Source organism: Actinoplanes sp. NBRC 103695, assembly GCF_030269485.1.
Taxonomy (GTDB): Bacteria; Actinomycetota; Actinomycetes; order Mycobacteriales; family Micromonosporaceae; genus Actinoplanes.
Map to the genome: position 1 here is coordinate 1 of NZ_BSTL01000015.1, position 15,114 is coordinate 15,114.

Annotated in this window: 14 protein-coding genes; 9 read left to right on the forward strand and 5 right to left on the reverse strand. The window is 71.2% G+C overall.

Annotated elements, in window-relative coordinates:
* Positions 1-386: sigma-70 family RNA polymerase sigma factor (locus QSK31_RS26330; protein WP_285687016.1), on the forward strand; the 386-nt coding region annotated here is incomplete at its 5' end.
* Between the two features lie 426 nt (positions 387-812).
* Here the strand turns inward: QSK31_RS26330 and QSK31_RS26335 are convergent.
* Entirely contained in the window at positions 813-1,193 is a 381-nt protein-coding gene (locus QSK31_RS26335) for a nuclear transport factor 2 family protein (protein ID WP_285687017.1), read from the reverse strand.
* 21 nt (positions 1,194-1,214) lie between these two features.
* Here QSK31_RS26335 and QSK31_RS26340 point away from each other — a divergent pair, with 21 nt between their 5' ends.
* The 6 genes from QSK31_RS26340 (at position 1,215) to QSK31_RS26365 (ending at position 5,962) form a co-directional block, all read left to right on the forward strand.
* Complete coding sequence (locus QSK31_RS26340) at positions 1,215-1,571, forward strand: DNA polymerase ligase N-terminal domain-containing protein (protein WP_285687018.1); 357 nt, start codon at positions 1,215-1,217, stop codon at positions 1,569-1,571.
* A 127-nt stretch (positions 1,572-1,698) separates the two neighbouring features.
* Positions 1,699-2,583, forward strand: a complete 885-nt coding sequence (locus QSK31_RS26345) for a DedA family protein (protein ID WP_352244496.1) — start codon at positions 1,699-1,701, stop codon at positions 2,581-2,583.
* Positions 2,584-2,649: 66 nt separating this feature from the next.
* Complete coding sequence (locus QSK31_RS26350) at positions 2,650-3,537, forward strand: hypothetical protein (RefSeq protein WP_285687019.1); 888 nt, start codon at positions 2,650-2,652, stop codon at positions 3,535-3,537.
* A gap of 500 nt (positions 3,538-4,037) precedes the next feature.
* Complete coding sequence (locus QSK31_RS26355) at positions 4,038-4,643, forward strand: HAD-IA family hydrolase (RefSeq protein ID WP_285687020.1); 606 nt, start codon at positions 4,038-4,040, stop codon at positions 4,641-4,643.
* Positions 4,643-5,476 (forward strand): SDR family NAD(P)-dependent oxidoreductase, encoded by an 834-nt coding sequence (locus tag QSK31_RS26360; protein ID WP_285687021.1) that lies wholly within the window; start codon positions 4,643-4,645, stop codon positions 5,474-5,476. The genes QSK31_RS26355 and QSK31_RS26360 overlap by 1 nt, the downstream gene beginning before the upstream one ends.
* Before the next feature lie 48 nt (positions 5,477-5,524).
* A complete protein-coding gene (locus tag QSK31_RS26365; RefSeq protein WP_285687022.1) occupies positions 5,525-5,962 on the forward strand; it encodes a DUF6188 family protein in 438 nt (145 codons plus the stop codon).
* Between the two features lie 4 nt (positions 5,963-5,966).
* Here the strand turns inward: QSK31_RS26365 and QSK31_RS26370 are convergent, their stop codons facing one another.
* The gene (locus QSK31_RS26370) at positions 5,967-7,064 is read right to left on the reverse strand and encodes a hypothetical protein (RefSeq protein WP_285687319.1); all 1,098 of its coding nucleotides are present in this window, start codon (positions 7,062-7,064) and stop codon (positions 5,967-5,969) included.
* A 3-nt stretch (positions 7,065-7,067) separates the two neighbouring features.
* Positions 7,068-9,065, reverse strand: coding sequence for an alkaline phosphatase family protein (locus QSK31_RS26375; protein WP_285687024.1), 1,998 nt, complete (start codon positions 9,063-9,065; stop codon positions 7,068-7,070).
* 94 nt (positions 9,066-9,159) lie between these two features.
* Between QSK31_RS26375 and QSK31_RS26380 the strand changes: the two genes are divergently transcribed.
* Positions 9,160-10,290, forward strand: coding sequence for a glycoside hydrolase family 18 protein (locus tag QSK31_RS26380; protein ID WP_285687025.1), 1,131 nt, complete (start codon positions 9,160-9,162; stop codon positions 10,288-10,290).
* On the opposite strand, the gene QSK31_RS26385 is transcribed toward QSK31_RS26380, so the two are convergent.
* Both QSK31_RS26385 and QSK31_RS26390 read right to left on the reverse strand, forming a co-directional pair.
* A complete protein-coding gene (locus tag QSK31_RS26385) occupies positions 10,291-11,022 on the reverse strand; it encodes a LamG-like jellyroll fold domain-containing protein (protein WP_285687026.1) in 732 nt (243 codons plus the stop codon).
* Positions 11,023-11,146: 124 nt separating this feature from the next.
* The gene (locus QSK31_RS26390; RefSeq protein ID WP_285687027.1) at positions 11,147-12,481 is read right to left on the reverse strand and encodes an NAD(P)/FAD-dependent oxidoreductase; all 1,335 of its coding nucleotides are present in this window, start codon (positions 12,479-12,481) and stop codon (positions 11,147-11,149) included.
* A gap of 137 nt (positions 12,482-12,618) precedes the next feature.
* Between QSK31_RS26390 and QSK31_RS26395 the strand changes: the two genes are divergently transcribed.
* Complete coding sequence (locus tag QSK31_RS26395; protein WP_285687028.1) at positions 12,619-15,045, forward strand: transglycosylase domain-containing protein; 2,427 nt, start codon at positions 12,619-12,621, stop codon at positions 15,043-15,045.
* Positions 15,046-15,114: the final 69 nt, after the last annotated feature.

The following is a 15,114-nucleotide window of genomic DNA, read 5'->3' on the forward strand; positions in this document are numbered from 1 at the left end:
GCCTCGGCCGCTCCCCGACAGTGGCCGACATCGCCGTACACCTCGGCGTCACCGAGGAAGACGTGCTGGAAGGCCTGGAAGGCGCCCGCGCCTACAACGCCACCAGCCTGTCCACCCCGATCAGCGCCGACGGCACCACCGAACTCGGCGACACCCTCGGCGGCGAGGACAGCGAGTTCGAACTCGCCGAGACCCGCGTCGCCCTCGGCCCCGCGCTGGCCACCCTCGACGAGCGCGAGCAGAAGATCCTCACCCTGCGCTTCTACGGCAACCTGACCCAGTCGCAGATCGCCGACCAGGTCGGCATCTCCCAGATGCACGTCTCCCGGCTGCTCACCAAGGCCCTGACCAAGCTGCGCAACCACCTGGCGACGGACACCATCTAGTCGTTCCACCCGCACCACCAAGGGTCGGCCCCTCCCCGGGCCGGCCCTTTCTTCGCGATCATGTATCGATGGGGGATCGCGGATCGCGGATCGCGGCGCGTCCTGGCGCTGACGGCACTGGCCCTGGGAACGTTCGCGATCGGCATGACCGAGTTCGTCATCACCGCGGCGACCACGCTCTTCCTGCTCGGCGTGGCCGCCTACATCACCGTGCCCGGCCTGACCACGAACGTGATCCCGAGCGCCGGCGACGACGGCCGGAACCTGCTCGCCTCCTCGGCCGCCGTCTCGGCGTTCAACCTGGGCAACGCGGCCGGCGCCTACTTCGGCGGCGTGGCCGTCACCGCCGGCCTGGGCTACGCCTCCACCCCACCGGTCGGTGCCGGGATTGAGGCGGCGGCCCTGATCGTGCTGGCCTGGTTTCGCCTACTCGGCGCGGAGGACAGCCGGGTCGAAGTAGTCGCGCAGGTGGGCGATCTGCCCGTCGCGTACCCGGAAGATCCAGACCAGGGACATCGTGCGCGGGCCGCTCGGCGGAACCAGGACCGTGTCGATCTCGGCGATGAACGTGTCCGGGTCGGCCGAGCGGTGCAGCACCAGGCGGGAGTTCTCGAAGTCGACCGGGTCGGGCGAGCCTCGGTGGTAGGCGCTGATGCCGGAGCGGATGGCCTCACGACCGGCGAGCCGGTGCGGGATCAGCGGCGCCTCGTAGATGCCGTCGTCGGTGAAAAGGGCGGCGATCGCGTCGGGATCACGGGAGATGGCGCCGGCGTGCAGGTAACGCTGGAAGATATCCTCGATGCTCACTCTCCATGCTATCCCTGGAGCATGGACAGTCAGGGCCCGGTGTTCGTGCTGCACGACCATCGCAAGCCGCGGCCGCACTTCGACCTGCGGCTCGAGGAGGACGGCGTGCTGCGGTCGTGGGCGGTGCCGCGCGGGCTGCCCACCGACCCGGCGAAGAACCGGCTCGCCGTGGCCGTGCCCGATCATGCGCTGGAGCACGCGACGTACACCGACGCGGACAAGAGCATCGCCGACACGGGTTGGTGGTCGCCCGACGACCGGAACGAGAAGCGGCTGGTCTTCACGTTGCACGGCAAGGACGGCGCACGGCGGTACGCGCTGATCCACACCGGCGACCAGAACTGGCTGCTGCATCTGACCAAAGATCAACCCTCTTGACGCACCTGTACGGTTTGTCCGATCGGCCTGACCCGGGCCCTGACCCTGACCGGAGCCAGCCGTCCGGGTGACGTGCCAACACCGATCTCACGTTTGAAGGTTGCCCTGACGGCTACCGTGTGGAGCGATGCCACCTTCCGACGAGTTACCCGGCTTCCTGGCCGGCGTCGCTCCCCTCCTCGACAAGTACAGCTACGCCGCCGTCGGCGCGGTGATCGGCGTGGAGAGCTTCGGCGTGCCCGCCCCCGGCCAGACGATCATGGTGGCCGCCGCGATCTACGCCGGCGCAGGCCGGCTGAACGTCTTCGCGGTCGGTGCGATCGCGTTCGTGGCGGCGGTCATCGGCGACAACATCGGCTACTGGATCGGCGTACGGGGCGGCCGCCGCCTGGTGCACCGCTTCGGCAAGTACGTGTTCATCACGCCGGCCCGCCTGGAACGCGCCGAGAAGTTCTTCGCCCGCCGCGGCAACCGCATCGTCGTGGTCGCCCGCTTCATCGACGGGCTCCGCCAGCTCAACGGCGTGATCGCCGGCATCACCGCGATGCCGTGGCGGACGTTCCTGCTCTACAACGCGATCGGCGCCTTCCTGTGGGTCGGCTGGTGGGTGACGGTGTCCTACTTCCTGGGCACGCATCTGGTGGAGATCATCGAGTCGGCGCACCGGTACAAGTGGTTCGCCATTCCCACGGTCATCCTGGCCATCGGCGTCTACGTGCTGCTGCACATCCGCCACGTCCGGCGACGCCGCACCCGCGAGGACCCGCCCGACGAGTCGCCTTCCGAGTCGCCCAATGAGTCGCCTTCCGAGTCGCCCACTGGGTCGCCTTCCGAGTCGCCTTCCGGTGCGGACGCTCCGGGGGCCGCCACCGGCACGGACCAGCTCGTGTCCGCCCCCGGCACCGACCGGCCCGCGTCCGCCGCCAAGCCCATCGGTCCGCCGCCCGACGCTACCGATCCGGACCATCGAGTCGCCGGCCCCACCGCGTCCGTTTCGGGCCCGCCCGCCTGAACACCGCACCGAGCGTGATGATTCGGTAGCAACGAGCGGGGTAGGGATCCAGAACGAAGGGAAGTGATGACTGTGACCGCATCCGCCACCACAGCGCTGGAGAAGCGACGCGCCAAGGCGGCGGCCGCCCAGGACTCCGCCCAGCAGGCCCAGTCCGGCGTGGCCGAACTCGACCAACGCCTGCGGAACAACGCCGACCTGACCCAGCAGCAGCGCCGCACACTGCGCAACCTGGAGGCCGAGACCACCAGGCTCAAGCGACAGCTGAAGAACTCCGCGAAGGAGAAGACCCAGCTGTCCAAGCAGCGGGCCAAGGCAGCCGCCCGAGCCGAGCGAGCCACCGCCATGGCGTCGAAGGCCGAGTCGAGGTACGACAAGGCAGTCCTGTCGGACCTGATCCACCGCGAGAAGCAGCGCAACCGCGAGGCCGCCGCACCGCCCGTGCAGACTCCGTCGACAACGGTGGCCGCCGTACCGTCGAACTCGCCCACCGAAGCCGCCGGCTCATCCACCGCAGCCGCCGCGCAGAAGTCGGCGACCGCTCCGGCGCAGACCCGCGCGACCGCCGCGTCGAAGACTCCGGCGACCGCCACGTCGAAGAAGCCCGCCGCCGCATCGCCGGTGGCCCCCGCAGCCACCTCTGCGCGAGGAACGTCCGCAGCCACCTCTGCGCGAGGAACGTCCGCAGCCGCCGCAGCAGGAACGCCCGCAGCAGCCGCAGCAGGAACGCCCGCAGCCTCTGCGGCGGGAACGCCCCGGACAGCGCCTGCGGCGAAGACCGCTGCGGCCGGCACGCCGCAGAAGTCCGTCGGCCGGAGCACCGCACGCCGTACCACCGACCCGGCGCCGGAGCAGCCGTCGGCCGTCACCACCAACGCGGTGCGCACGGCAGCCCGCAAGACCGCAGCGAAGGCAGGCACTCGCACCCGCTCAGCCGCAGCGCGCCGCTCCTGACGGTCTGACGCAGACATCGACTGACGGGCTGACTCGGACATCGACGTCTGGAGCGCGTTCCGGGCTGCCACCCGTCGCGGACGGTGGTAGCCCAGCGCGCCGTCCGAACGCCCAGGCGCGGACGGTGGTAGCCCAGGGCGCCGTCCGGACGGCGCGGCGCGGACGGTCGGAGCCCAACGCGCCGTCCAGACGCCCGGGCACGGACGGTCGGAGCCCAACGCGCCGTCCAGACGCCCGGGCACGGACGGTCGGAGCCCAACGCGCCGTCCAGACGCCCGGGCGCGAATGGCAAATTTCGAGGTCGCGCGGCCCCCGCCGCCACCCCCACCCCGTCGCTGGGCGGGTCTCAATGTAGCGGGGGAAATCGGCGTTTTTGTTGCTGTCCACAGGGGCGTGGGAGTGGCGTTCGTCATGGTCGTGGGTTAAGGGTGTGCGGGCGGCCAGACTGAGGGGCGTCGGACGGCTCGGGGGTCTCTGGAGGTGTGGTGGCGGGGTTGGATGTGGCTGCGGTTCTGTTCGACATGGACGGGACGCTGGTGGATTCGGATGCTGCGGTGGAGCGGGCCTGGCACAGCTGGGGTTCGGAGTTCGGCGTGGACGGGGTCGCGGCCGTCGCGCTGGCGCATGGGAGTCCCAGTGAGCCGACCGTTCGCAAGCTGCTGGCGGGCGCCGGCGAGGACCGGATCGCGGCGGCGGTCGGGCGGCAGATGGCGTTGCAGTACGACGACGTCGCCGATGTCGTCGCCACCCCGGGGGCGCTCGAGCTGATCGCGGCTCTGGATCGGCGGGGGATGCCGTGGGCGGTCTTCACGTCGGCGGATTTGCGGCTTGCCCGGGCTCGCCTCGGCGCCGCGGGTATCGCGGCTCCGTTGCTGGTCACCACGGATGATGTTCGCGCCGGCAAGCCTGACCCGGAGGGCTGGGTCAGGGCGGCCGCGCTGGTGGGCGTACCCCCGGAGAAGTGTCTGGTGGTTGAGGACGCCGAGGTGGGACTGGCCGCGGCGCGGGCTGCCGGTGCGTGGACGGCGGCGTTGCGGGGGCTCGACGGTGACCTGCGGATCTCGTCGCTGGCGGAGCTTGTTCCGGCGCTCGGGCTGGATCGCTGATGGAGCGGTTCGCGTTTGCCGGGCGGACCTGCGTGATCACCGGCGCGGCGAGTGGCATCGGGGCGGCGCTGACGCTGGCCGTGGCGGCGCGGAAGGCTCGGCTCGTGCTGGTCGACAAGGACGCCGTGGGCTTGGGGCGGGTGGCGGCGATGGCTCGGGAGGCGGGCGCGGTTGCGGCCGACGAGCATGTGATCGACCTGGCGGACGGCGGGGACCGGCTCGGTCTCGCGGCGGAGGTCGCTTCCCGGCACGGCGGGGCCGACCTGCTGGTGAACAACGCGGGGGTGACGTTGAGCGGGACGTTCGAGGAGAACAGCATGGCCGACGTCGACTGGCTGCTGGAGATCAACCTGCGGGCGCCGATCCGGCTGACCAAGGCGTTCCTTCCTCAGTTGCTGCGGCGGCCGGGCGGTCACGTGGTGGCGATCTCGAGCCTGTTCGGGCTGCTCGCCCCGCCCGGTCAGGTGGCGTACGCGGCCAGCAAGTTCGGTCTGCGCGGCTTCGCCGAGGCGCTGCGTCACGAGTTGAAGCCCCGCGGCGCCGGGGTGACGGTGGTGCATCCGGGTGGGATCCGCACGAACATCGCGACGAGTGCCCGGCGCAGCGGCCCGGATCCGGACGGCGTGCAGGCGGCCGCGGCCCGGCGTTTCACCGAGACGGCGTTGAAGATGCCGCCGGAGGAGGCGGCCCGGCAGATCGTGGGCGCGGTGCGGTCGCGTCGGCCACGCCTGGTGATCACCCGCCCGGCTCGGGCGGCGGACGCCCTGGTCCGGCTGCTCCCGGCCCGTTATTGGGACGTCACGCAGCGGCTGACCCGAGGAAGACTCGACTAATAGTTTCTTTTAAGGCTCTCTTATGACGGGCCGTTCTACGGTCCTGCCATGTTGCCAGTCATGGTCACCGAGATGGGCGCCGGACCGCGTCCGCGGCAGGCTCGTTCGCTCGTCCTCCTGGTCGGGCAGAGGCTGGAGTACGTGCGCCTCGGGCACGCCGTCGTCCTGAGTTTCTCCGGCGGCCGTCAGGTGCTGATCGAGACGGTCGCCTGCCTGGACGGGCCGGGCGGGCGGGTCGACGTCGAGCCGGGCGAGAACCCGACGGACGCTCTGGCGACGCTGCTCGGCGATGTCGTGCAGGCGGCGCGGACGACCGGCACCGGCGAGCTGCGGATCACGTTCCGCTCCGGCTCGGAGGTGCGGGTCCGCGCCGACGACGACGTCGAGTCCTGGGCGGTCGCCGGTCCGGAGGGTTTCCTGATCGTCTGCCTGGCCCGGGGCGAGCTCGCCATCTGGGGTGACGGCGAGAGCAGCGACCGGCGTTAGAGCGTCAGGAGGCCAGCGAGGCGAACCGGCGGCGCGTCTTGCCGGACATTGTGGTGAAGTCGCCGCCCGCGTAGAGGCCGGACGGCGCCGGGACCAGCACCCGCACGCCGATCACCCCGTTGGCGTTCGGCGCCCATGACGTCAGGGCGCCGGTCGCCGAGACCGCGGCCAGCTTGACCCGCGGCGTCGACGCGCCGGTGCAGGTGCCCTGGGCGCCGTTGGCCAGGGTGAGGCAGGCCCGGTCGAAGTGCCCGCCCACGTAGGTCACGCCGCCGACGGACGCGATCGCCGTCGCGTCGCCGTCGAAGAGCCGCTGCCAGCGCAGCCGCCCGGCCGTGGTCCAGGCCAGCGCCCGGCCGCCTTGGCCGCCGGTCGCGCCGTACACGCCGGACGCGTTCACCGCGAGGGCGTTGACCTGCGCCGCCGACCCGGGCCGGAATCCGGCGTCGACCGCTCCGGTGGTCGCGGACACCGCGCCGATGCGGGCGGTCCGGGCCACGCCGGACAGCTGCTCGAAGGTGCCGCCGAGATAGATCCTCGACCCGTACGCCGCGACCGCGTGCACGGCGTCCTCGGCACGCGGCCGCCACCCCGCGTCGAGCGCGTCGGTGGCCAGCGAGAACGCCGCCAGGTTGTCCCGCCGCCGGTCGTCCACCGCGGTGAAGCTGCCACCCACGTAGAGGCGTCCACCCGAGGCGGCGAGGGCGTACGGCGCCCCGGACACGTGGTGGGCGAACGCCCCGACGGCGCCGGTCGACGCGTCCAGGCGGGCCAGGTTGTCGCGTTTACGGCCGGAGACCTGCGCGAAGTCGCCACCCGCGTAGACCGAGGTGCCGGCCACGGCGAGGGCCCGGACCGTACGGTCGGCCTTGGGCGCCCAGCTCAGCAGCGCCCCGGTACGCCCGTCGAAGGCGGCCAGCCGCTCACGCTTGTACGTCCGCCCGCCGGACACGGCCGAGGTGAACGTGCCGCCGACATAGACCACCGACCCGCGCTTGGCGATCGCGTAGACGCTGCCGTTGAACTCGGGAGCGGATCGCGACGCCGCCGCGGCGGGCGACGGCAGGAGCAGGACGACCAGGAGAAGAGGTAACCAGCGCACCAATCAAGAACGATCGTGACTGGCCGTGAGTCGCGACACATCGACAGGTTCCGGAAGCGGCGAGGACGGCGGCAGCATCGGCGGGGACGTTCGCAGACCCAGCATGACCAGCCACGCGACCAGTTGCCGGTGCACCGCGTCGGACCCGTCCAACTCGTCGCTCATCACCGGCCAGTCGCTGGGGTGCACCAGCATCGCCTCGGTCTGCCAGCCGCCCAGCCCGCCGTGCGAGCCGACCAGTTCCTCGAACGCCGCCACCTCCTGCGTCACCGGGTCGACGGCGCTGATCAGCACCAGGTCGCCGACGTGCGCGGCCTCCTGGTGGCGCAGCAGGTCGGACGCCGCGTGCCGCCCGTACGGGGTCAGCGGGTCCTCGCCCTTGACCAGCCCGTCGCGGAGCCGGTGGCTGCCCGCCGTGCCGATCGCGACCGGGCCGCCCTCGCCGGTGTCGACGACGACCAGGCCGATGCCGGGGTGCGCGGCCAGACCGGAGACCAGATCCGGGTACGCCCGGTCGATCTGCGCGAGCGTCTGCCGGCCCTCGGTGTCCGGCAGGTAGACCAGGGACAGGTTGCCGGAGGAGACGACGGGTACCTCGGGCGCGGAGAGCCGTGCGACCACCTCGTCCAGCGTCTCGCCCCAGCGCTGGCGGAACGTGGCGCCCTGGCTGTGGCCGTGGTCGGAGAGCACGACGAGGTGGTAGTGCCGGGCCGCCTCGGGCGCGAGCCGTTCCAGCACGCCGAGCATCCGGTCCAGGCTTTCCAGCTGGCGCATCGACTCGGGCCGGGCGGGGCCGGCGTGGTGCGCCACCTCGTCGTAGTCGACCAGGTTGCAGTAGACGACCGGGGCGCCGCGGGCCATCTGCTCGGCGATCAGCGACACGTTCACGTCGCGGAGCAGCATGGACGCCGGGCGCAGGGCGAGGAAGACGCCGGAGCGGCTGACCCGGGGCAGCAGGTTGCGCCGCCGCTGGAGGCGGGCCTGATGCAGCTCGACGATCACTTCGCCGACGCCGAGGACGATGGCGCGGGTGAAGCCGTACGGCGAGGCCATGAACGCCGCCCAGCCGCGCGCGGTCCGGCCGGGCAGCCGGGCGTGACTGATCGTCAGCAGGCTCAGGTCGGCGTCGCCGCTGAACGCGTTGCCGATGCTGACGCCGCCGCCGGCGAGCAGCCCGTGACCGTCGCTGAGCCGCGGCTCGATCTGCGCGGCGTCCCGCGGCCGGTTGGTGACCATCATCTTGCCGGTGTCTTTCTCGTACCACCGGAAGGCCGGGATCTGCGCGGAGGCGCCGTGCAGGATGCCGGCCTGTGATGCCGGCGTGGTGGAGGGGACGCCGGTGTGCCAGCCGGCCAGGGTGTGGCTGCCGGAGCGCAGCCAGTTGCCGATGGTGGGCAGGTTGCCGGCCCGGACCGCCCAGCGCAGCACCGGCTCGGCCACCCCGTCGAGCTGGATGACCAGCATGCCGGGCTCGGTGCCGGGCACCGGGCGGCGGAACGTCAGCAGGCGCCCGGACAGGCCCCCGGCCTGGCGCCGGCGCACGCCGCGCATCAGCCGCCGCGCCTCCTTGACGAAGGTGTCGTCGGAGCCGCTGTCGGCCATCCAGTCCAGGATGGCCGCGAAGATCACGGCCAGGATCGCCGCCACGACCACCGAGGGCAGGCCGCTGACGTGGTTGCCGGGGTCGAGTTCGAAGGCCACCACGATGATCACGACCTGGGCGACGACGCCGAAGAGCATCGCGCCCCAGCCGCCGAGCACGGTGACGCCGACCAGCAGCAGCGGGCGCAGCACGGCGCCGACGACCGCGACCAGCACGACCAGGTTGAGCGTGTCCAGGACGTCGGCGCTGACCACGCCGGGCATCAGCCACAGGGTCAGGGTGAGCACCACGAACGTGACCAGCGCGCTGCGGAGAACGGCACGCAGCCGGGCGAGGATGCGGCGCGGCCCGAACAGGGCTCTGAGCTCCCCCTGCCAGGTGTTCGGGCGTACGGTCACGCGTCAAACGATCGCACAGGCGGCGTGACGCGGACGGGTGACGTTGCCGAGGACACGTTGAAGGCCGGACAAACACCCCGGTAGCTTTCCGCGGGTGCTTCGCCGGACAGCCGCATTACTCGTCCTCCTCCTGCTCGCCGGATGCGTGGCCGCGGAGAAGCCGGCGCCCCGGAAGCTCGTGGTCGGCTATTACCCGAACTGGGGCACCTACGCCCGCGACTTCCAGGTCGGTGAGGTGGCCGCCGACCAGCTCACCCATCTGGTGTACGCGTTCGGCAAGGTCACCGGCGGCGAGTGCGCGGCGGGTGACGAGTGGGCCGATTTCCGCAAGCCCGGCCCGGCCGGTCCGTCCGGCAACATCGGCGCGCTCGCGAAGCTGAAGGCCGCGCATCCCGGCCTCAAGGTGCTGTGGTCGTTCGGCGGCTGGTCCTCCTCGGCGGGCTTCACCGAGGCGGCCCGCGACCCGGAGCGCTTCGCGGCGAGCTGCCATCGGCTGCTGAACGACCCGCGCTGGGCCGGCGTCTTCGACGGCATAGACATCGACTGGGAGTACCCGAACGCGTGCGGCGAGAGCTGCGACACCAGTGGCCCGGACGCGCTGGCCCGGCTGCTCGGCGCGCTGCGGCCGAAGTTCGGCCTGGTCAGCGCGGCGGTGCCGGGGGACGCGGGCAAGCTGCGCAAGGCGGACTACGCGGCGGCGGCCCGGCACGCCGACTGGCTCAACGCGATGACGTACGACTTCTTCGGCACCGGCTCGGCCCCCGGTCCGACGGCGGCACATTCGGCGCTCACGGCGTACCCCGGAATCCCGCAACCGGGCGCGACCGCCGAGACCACCGTGCGCACCCTCCGAGAGATGGGTGTTCCCGCCGAGAAGATCCTGCTCGGCGTGGGTTTCTACGGCCGTGGCTGGACGGGCGTGCGCTCCCCCACGCCGGGCGCGACCGGCACCGGCCCCGCGCCCGGGACCTATCAGAAGGGCCTCGAGGACTACCGCGTGCTCAGCCGGCGTTGCCCACCGACCGGCACGCTGGGCGGCACCTCCTTCGCCACCTGCGGCGCCCAGTGGTGGAGTTATGACACCCCCGAGACGATCAAGACCAAGATGGCGTACGCCAGGAGCAACGCGCTGGGCGGCGCCTTCGCCTGGGAACTGTCCGGCGACACCCCGTCGGCGACCCTGCTGCGGGCGATGAACGCCGGGCTCCGAGGCGCTGCCGGCTGATCAGCCGATCCGCACCCAGACGTCGTCGACGGCGCCCCGGAACTGGTCGTTGTCGTTGTAGGCGCCCTTGCCGCCGATGCTGAGCGGGAACCGGTTGATCACCGACAGCTTCTCCGGCACCGTGACCTGCCCGCGCACCTGACCGTCGACCAGCACGCTGAGCTGGGTGCCGGACCGGCGGCACTGCACGGCGTGCCACCGGCCGTCGGACACCGACACCGAGCTCCGCGCCAGCCGGATCCGGCTGGCGGCGACGTCGACCAGCACGCAGCTGGGCCGGCCCATTCGGCCGTCGACCTGCAGTTTGTACTGGCTGCCCTTCCTCGAGTAGCCCTTCTGCAGCACGTTCTGGCCCTTGGAGGTCTCGGTCGCGGTCAGCCGGACCGTGGCGCCGAACTGGATCGGCCGGCGGCCGGGGTTGAGGTCGGCGGCGTGCGGGGTCTGCAGCACGACGTGCGGGCACTTGGCGCCGCTGCACTTCGACGGGAACTGGACGGCACGGCCGTTGCCGTGGGCGACGACGCCCAGCCGGCCGCCGCGGCGGGAGATCACCCGCATGGTGTGCCCGTTGCCGGAGTCGTCGGCGACGGCATGGCCGTCGAAGTCGTACCGGGCGACCACGCGGGGCTGGGCCGAGGGAACGGCGGGCTGGGCCGAGGGCGCGGCCGCCGCTGGCAGCGCGCCGGTGAACAGACCTGCGGCGAGGGCTACGGCGAACACGCTTCGCTTCATGCCCGAATTATCGCTTGTGATGCCTTTTGGGATGCTGGCAACCGGACCCTCTGTTCGGCCGAACCTGGCCGCCGACCGGACGAAGTACCCGAAACACCCCAGCTGACCTGCGCCCCGGGCGCGTCTACGGCGACTCGGTCTTCGGCGACTCGGTCTTCGGCGATTCCGTCTCCGTCGATTCCGTCTCCGGCGACGCGCTGTCCAGCGGGACGGCACTCGACGGCACCAGGCCGAGCTGCACACCCTGCCGCGGCAGCAGCAGGTCGAGCAGCCAGTCGGCGGCCACCCGCACCCGGTTCCCCGGCATCGAGATCAGGTGGTACCCGCGGGTCACCGTCTTGGCCGGGAAACCCGACAGCGGCACGCCGAGCGGGTTCGCCGCCGCGTCCAGGCCACCCAGGTCCACCACAAAACCAAGATCATGATGACGGTACGGACGGGGCTTGCCTCGCCCGTACGACGCGGCGATGTTCTTCGCGACCGTGGTGCCCTGACGCGTCGCGTGCTGGGCGGTCATGCCGGTGATCTCCCCCGGCCTGGTCAGGTCCGGGACGGCGGCCGCGTCACCGCACGCGAACACCTCCGGGTACTGCGGGACGTTGAGGAACTCGTCGACCACCAGCCGGCCCTGCGTGGTGGCCAGGCCCAGACTCTGGATCAGCGGGTCCGGCCGGACGCCGACACACCAGATCAGCGAGCGGGTGGGCACGTAGTCGCCGTCGCTGAGACGCACACCGTCGGCGGTCGCCTCCTTCACGCTCGTACCCAATCGGACCTCCACCCCGCGCTCGCGCAGCACCCGGTCGGACGCCGCGCCCAGCCGGCTGTCCAGCGACGGCAGCACCTTGTCGGCGGTGTCGATGAGCAGCCACTCCGGATGCAGGTCGGGCCGGTGCCGGGTCAGCGCGTCGGTGTAGAGCACGCCCTGGGCGGCCACCTCGGTGCCGGTGTAGCCCGCACCGACCACAACGAACGTGCAGCGCGACCGGCGCTCGTCCGGATCGGTCGCGGTGCCCGCCATCTCGATCTGCCGGGTGATGTGGTCGCGCAGGTAGAGCGCCTCGGGGATGCCGCGGTAACCGTGCGCGTACTCGGTCACGCCGGGAACCGGGAGCAGCTTGTTCACGCTGCCGGCCGCGATCACCAGGCGGTGGTACCCGACGCTGCCCTTCTCGCCGTCCGGGTCGCGGTAGCCGACCGTCCGCGCCTCGAGGTCGAACGACTCCACCTCGCCGAGGATCACCTGCACGCCCGGCAGCGCGCCGGTCAGCGACACGGTGACCCGGCGCGGCTCCAGGATCCCCGCCGACACTTCGGGCAGAAGGGGCAGATAGAGGAAGTAGTCAGTGGGATTGATCACGATGATGTCCGCGTTGCCGCCGGAGAGCCGGGCGAGTTTACGGGCGGCGGTGAACCCGGCGAAACCGGCTCCGACTATGACGATCCGAGGGCGAGCCATCGCGGGTCCTTCCGTCGAGGTGCACCGTTTCGGGCACCAATGACCACGCTAGCGAAACGTGAACGGGCAAGCACTGTCTTGCGCGAAGCGGGTACCCTCCGCGAGTTCGCATTAAATAGTCCGATTTAGAGGTCTCGATGCGCCGGTCTGACCGTTCACCAGTGAAGAACGCCGGGCTGCTCACGATTTGTGGGCTGCTGTCGGGCGTCGTCGTGGCGGCGGCCGCCTTCCCCGCCATGGCCCTCTCGGGTATCGCCGCCAAGGCCGGTGGCGACTCCTTCGCCGCCCTGCCCGCCGAGCTCAAGCGGGCCTCGACACCGCAGGCCACCCGGGTGGTCGCGGCGGACGGCAAGACCGAGCTCGCCCTCTTCTGGGACGAGTTCCGCAGCGACGTCCCGGCCAAGGGCATCAACAAGACCATGCTCGACGCGATCGTCTCGGCCGAGGACCACAAGTTCTACGAGCACCGCGGCGTGGACATCAAGGGCATCGCCCGGGCCTTCGTCAACAACAGCAGCGGCGCCGACAACGGCCAGCAGGGCGCCTCCACGCTGACCATGCAGTACGTGCGCATGACGATGACCTACTCGGCTCATTCGCCGAAGGAGGTCGTCAAGGCGACCAAGGACAGCAACCAGCGCAAGGTCGCCGAGATCAAGTACGCGATGCAGGTCGAGAAGGAGATGACCAAGCAGGAGATCCTGGTCGGCTACCTCAACCAGGCTCCCTTCGGCAACGGCTCGTACGGCATCGCCGCGGCCGCCCAGGTCTACTTCCAGAAGTCGCCCAAGAACCTCACGATCGCCGAGGCCGCGCTGCTGGCCGGCATGGTCAAGGCGCCGACGGGCTTCAACCCGACCACCCCCGAGGGCTTCCCGCGCGCACTGGACCGGCGCAACTGGGTCATCGGCAACATGCGCGACCTCGGCTACATCACCCCCAAGCAGGCCGCCGACGCGATCAAGTCCCCGCTGAAGAAGACGGTCAAGCGCACCACCAACGGCTGCGCCGAGGTGCGGATCAACAACTGGGGCTTCTTCTGCGACTTCTTCTACCGCTGGTGGCTGAGCCGGGCCGAGTTCGGCAAGACCGAGTTCGAGCGGGAGCGGCTGCTCAAGGGCGGCGGCTACCGCATCGTCACGTCGCTGGACCCGAAGGCGCAGGCAGCCGCGTGGAAGAACGTGACCGCGAAGGAGGGCGTCAAGAGCAAGGACGCCCTGCTGCTCTCCGCCGTCGAGCCGAAGACCGGCCGGGTCCGGGCGCTGGTCGCCAACCGTCGCTTCAAGGTGGACGACCCGGCCCACCCGGAGAACAAGCTGTCCTCGGACCCGCGCAAGGCGGAGAAGGGGCTGCTCGGCACCTACCCGAACACGACGAACCCGCTGGTCACCGGCGGCGGGGACATCCGCGGCTACCAGGCCGGCTCGGTCTTCAAGATGTTCACGATGGTCGCGGCGCTGGAGAACGGGATGCCGCTGGCGTACCCGATCAACACCACCAACCCGTACCGATCGCCTCTGTACCGCGACCCCGGCGGGCCGTGCGGCGGGCAGTACTGCCCGTCCAACGCGTCGAAGAGCGAGAAGGGGCCGTTCAACATGTGGACCGGCTTCGGCGCCTCGGTGAACACGTACTTCGTCCCGCTGCAGGAACGCGTCGGCGCGGAGAAGGTGGTCGACGTCGCCAAGCGCTTCGGCGTGCAGTTCCGCGAGCCGGCCGACAAGGAACGCGCGGACAAGGACGCCCACACGTGGGGCTCGTTCACCCTCGGCGTCTCCGCGTCCACCCCGCTGGAGATGGCGAACGCGTACGCCACCCTGGCCGCCGACGGCCTGTACTGCGCGCCCACCCCGGTGGAGAAGATCACCGGCCCGGACGGCAAGAAGATCGACGTCGGCGACCCGCAGTGCACCCGGGCCACCGAGCCGGACGTGGCCCGCGCGACGATCGACGCGGCCCGTTGCCCGATCGGTGACAGCGCCCAGCTCGGCTCGTGCGGCGGCCACGCCACCGCGCGCGACGCCCGGGGCGTCGTCAAGCACCCGATCTTCGGCAAGACCGGCACCACCGACAACGACCGGACCGCATCGCTGATCATCGGCACCACGTCGATGGTGGTGGCGGGCTATCTGGTCAACCCGGACTATCAGAACCATCCGTACAAGATGGACCACGACGTGGTGAACCCTGCGGTCGAGAACACGCTGCGCGACCTCATGAAGGGCAAACCCTCGGTCCAGTTCAAGAGGCCCAAGAGCACGAAGATCGCACTCGGCGAGCAGCGCAGCATCCCCGGCGTGGAATGCACGAGCATCGACGAGGCCAAGCGACGCCTGGAGGGTGCGGGCTTCGAGGCCTCGAAGGGCGCCGAGGTCCCGTCCGCCTGTCCGAAGGGCCAGGCCGCGGGCACCGAGCCGAGCGGGCGCACGGTCAAGGGCGGCTACGTCAGCATCCAGGTGAGCGCCGGCACCCCGGCCGGCCCGGGCGGTCCCGGCGGTCCGGGTGGCCCCAAACCAGGTGGCCCGGGCATCCCCGGCATCCCGCTGCCGCCCTTCAACAACTGATGCATATATGTGCTCAGAGCGGCAACGAACCAGACCCGTCGCGACGCGGTGATGCGTATATCTGCTCAG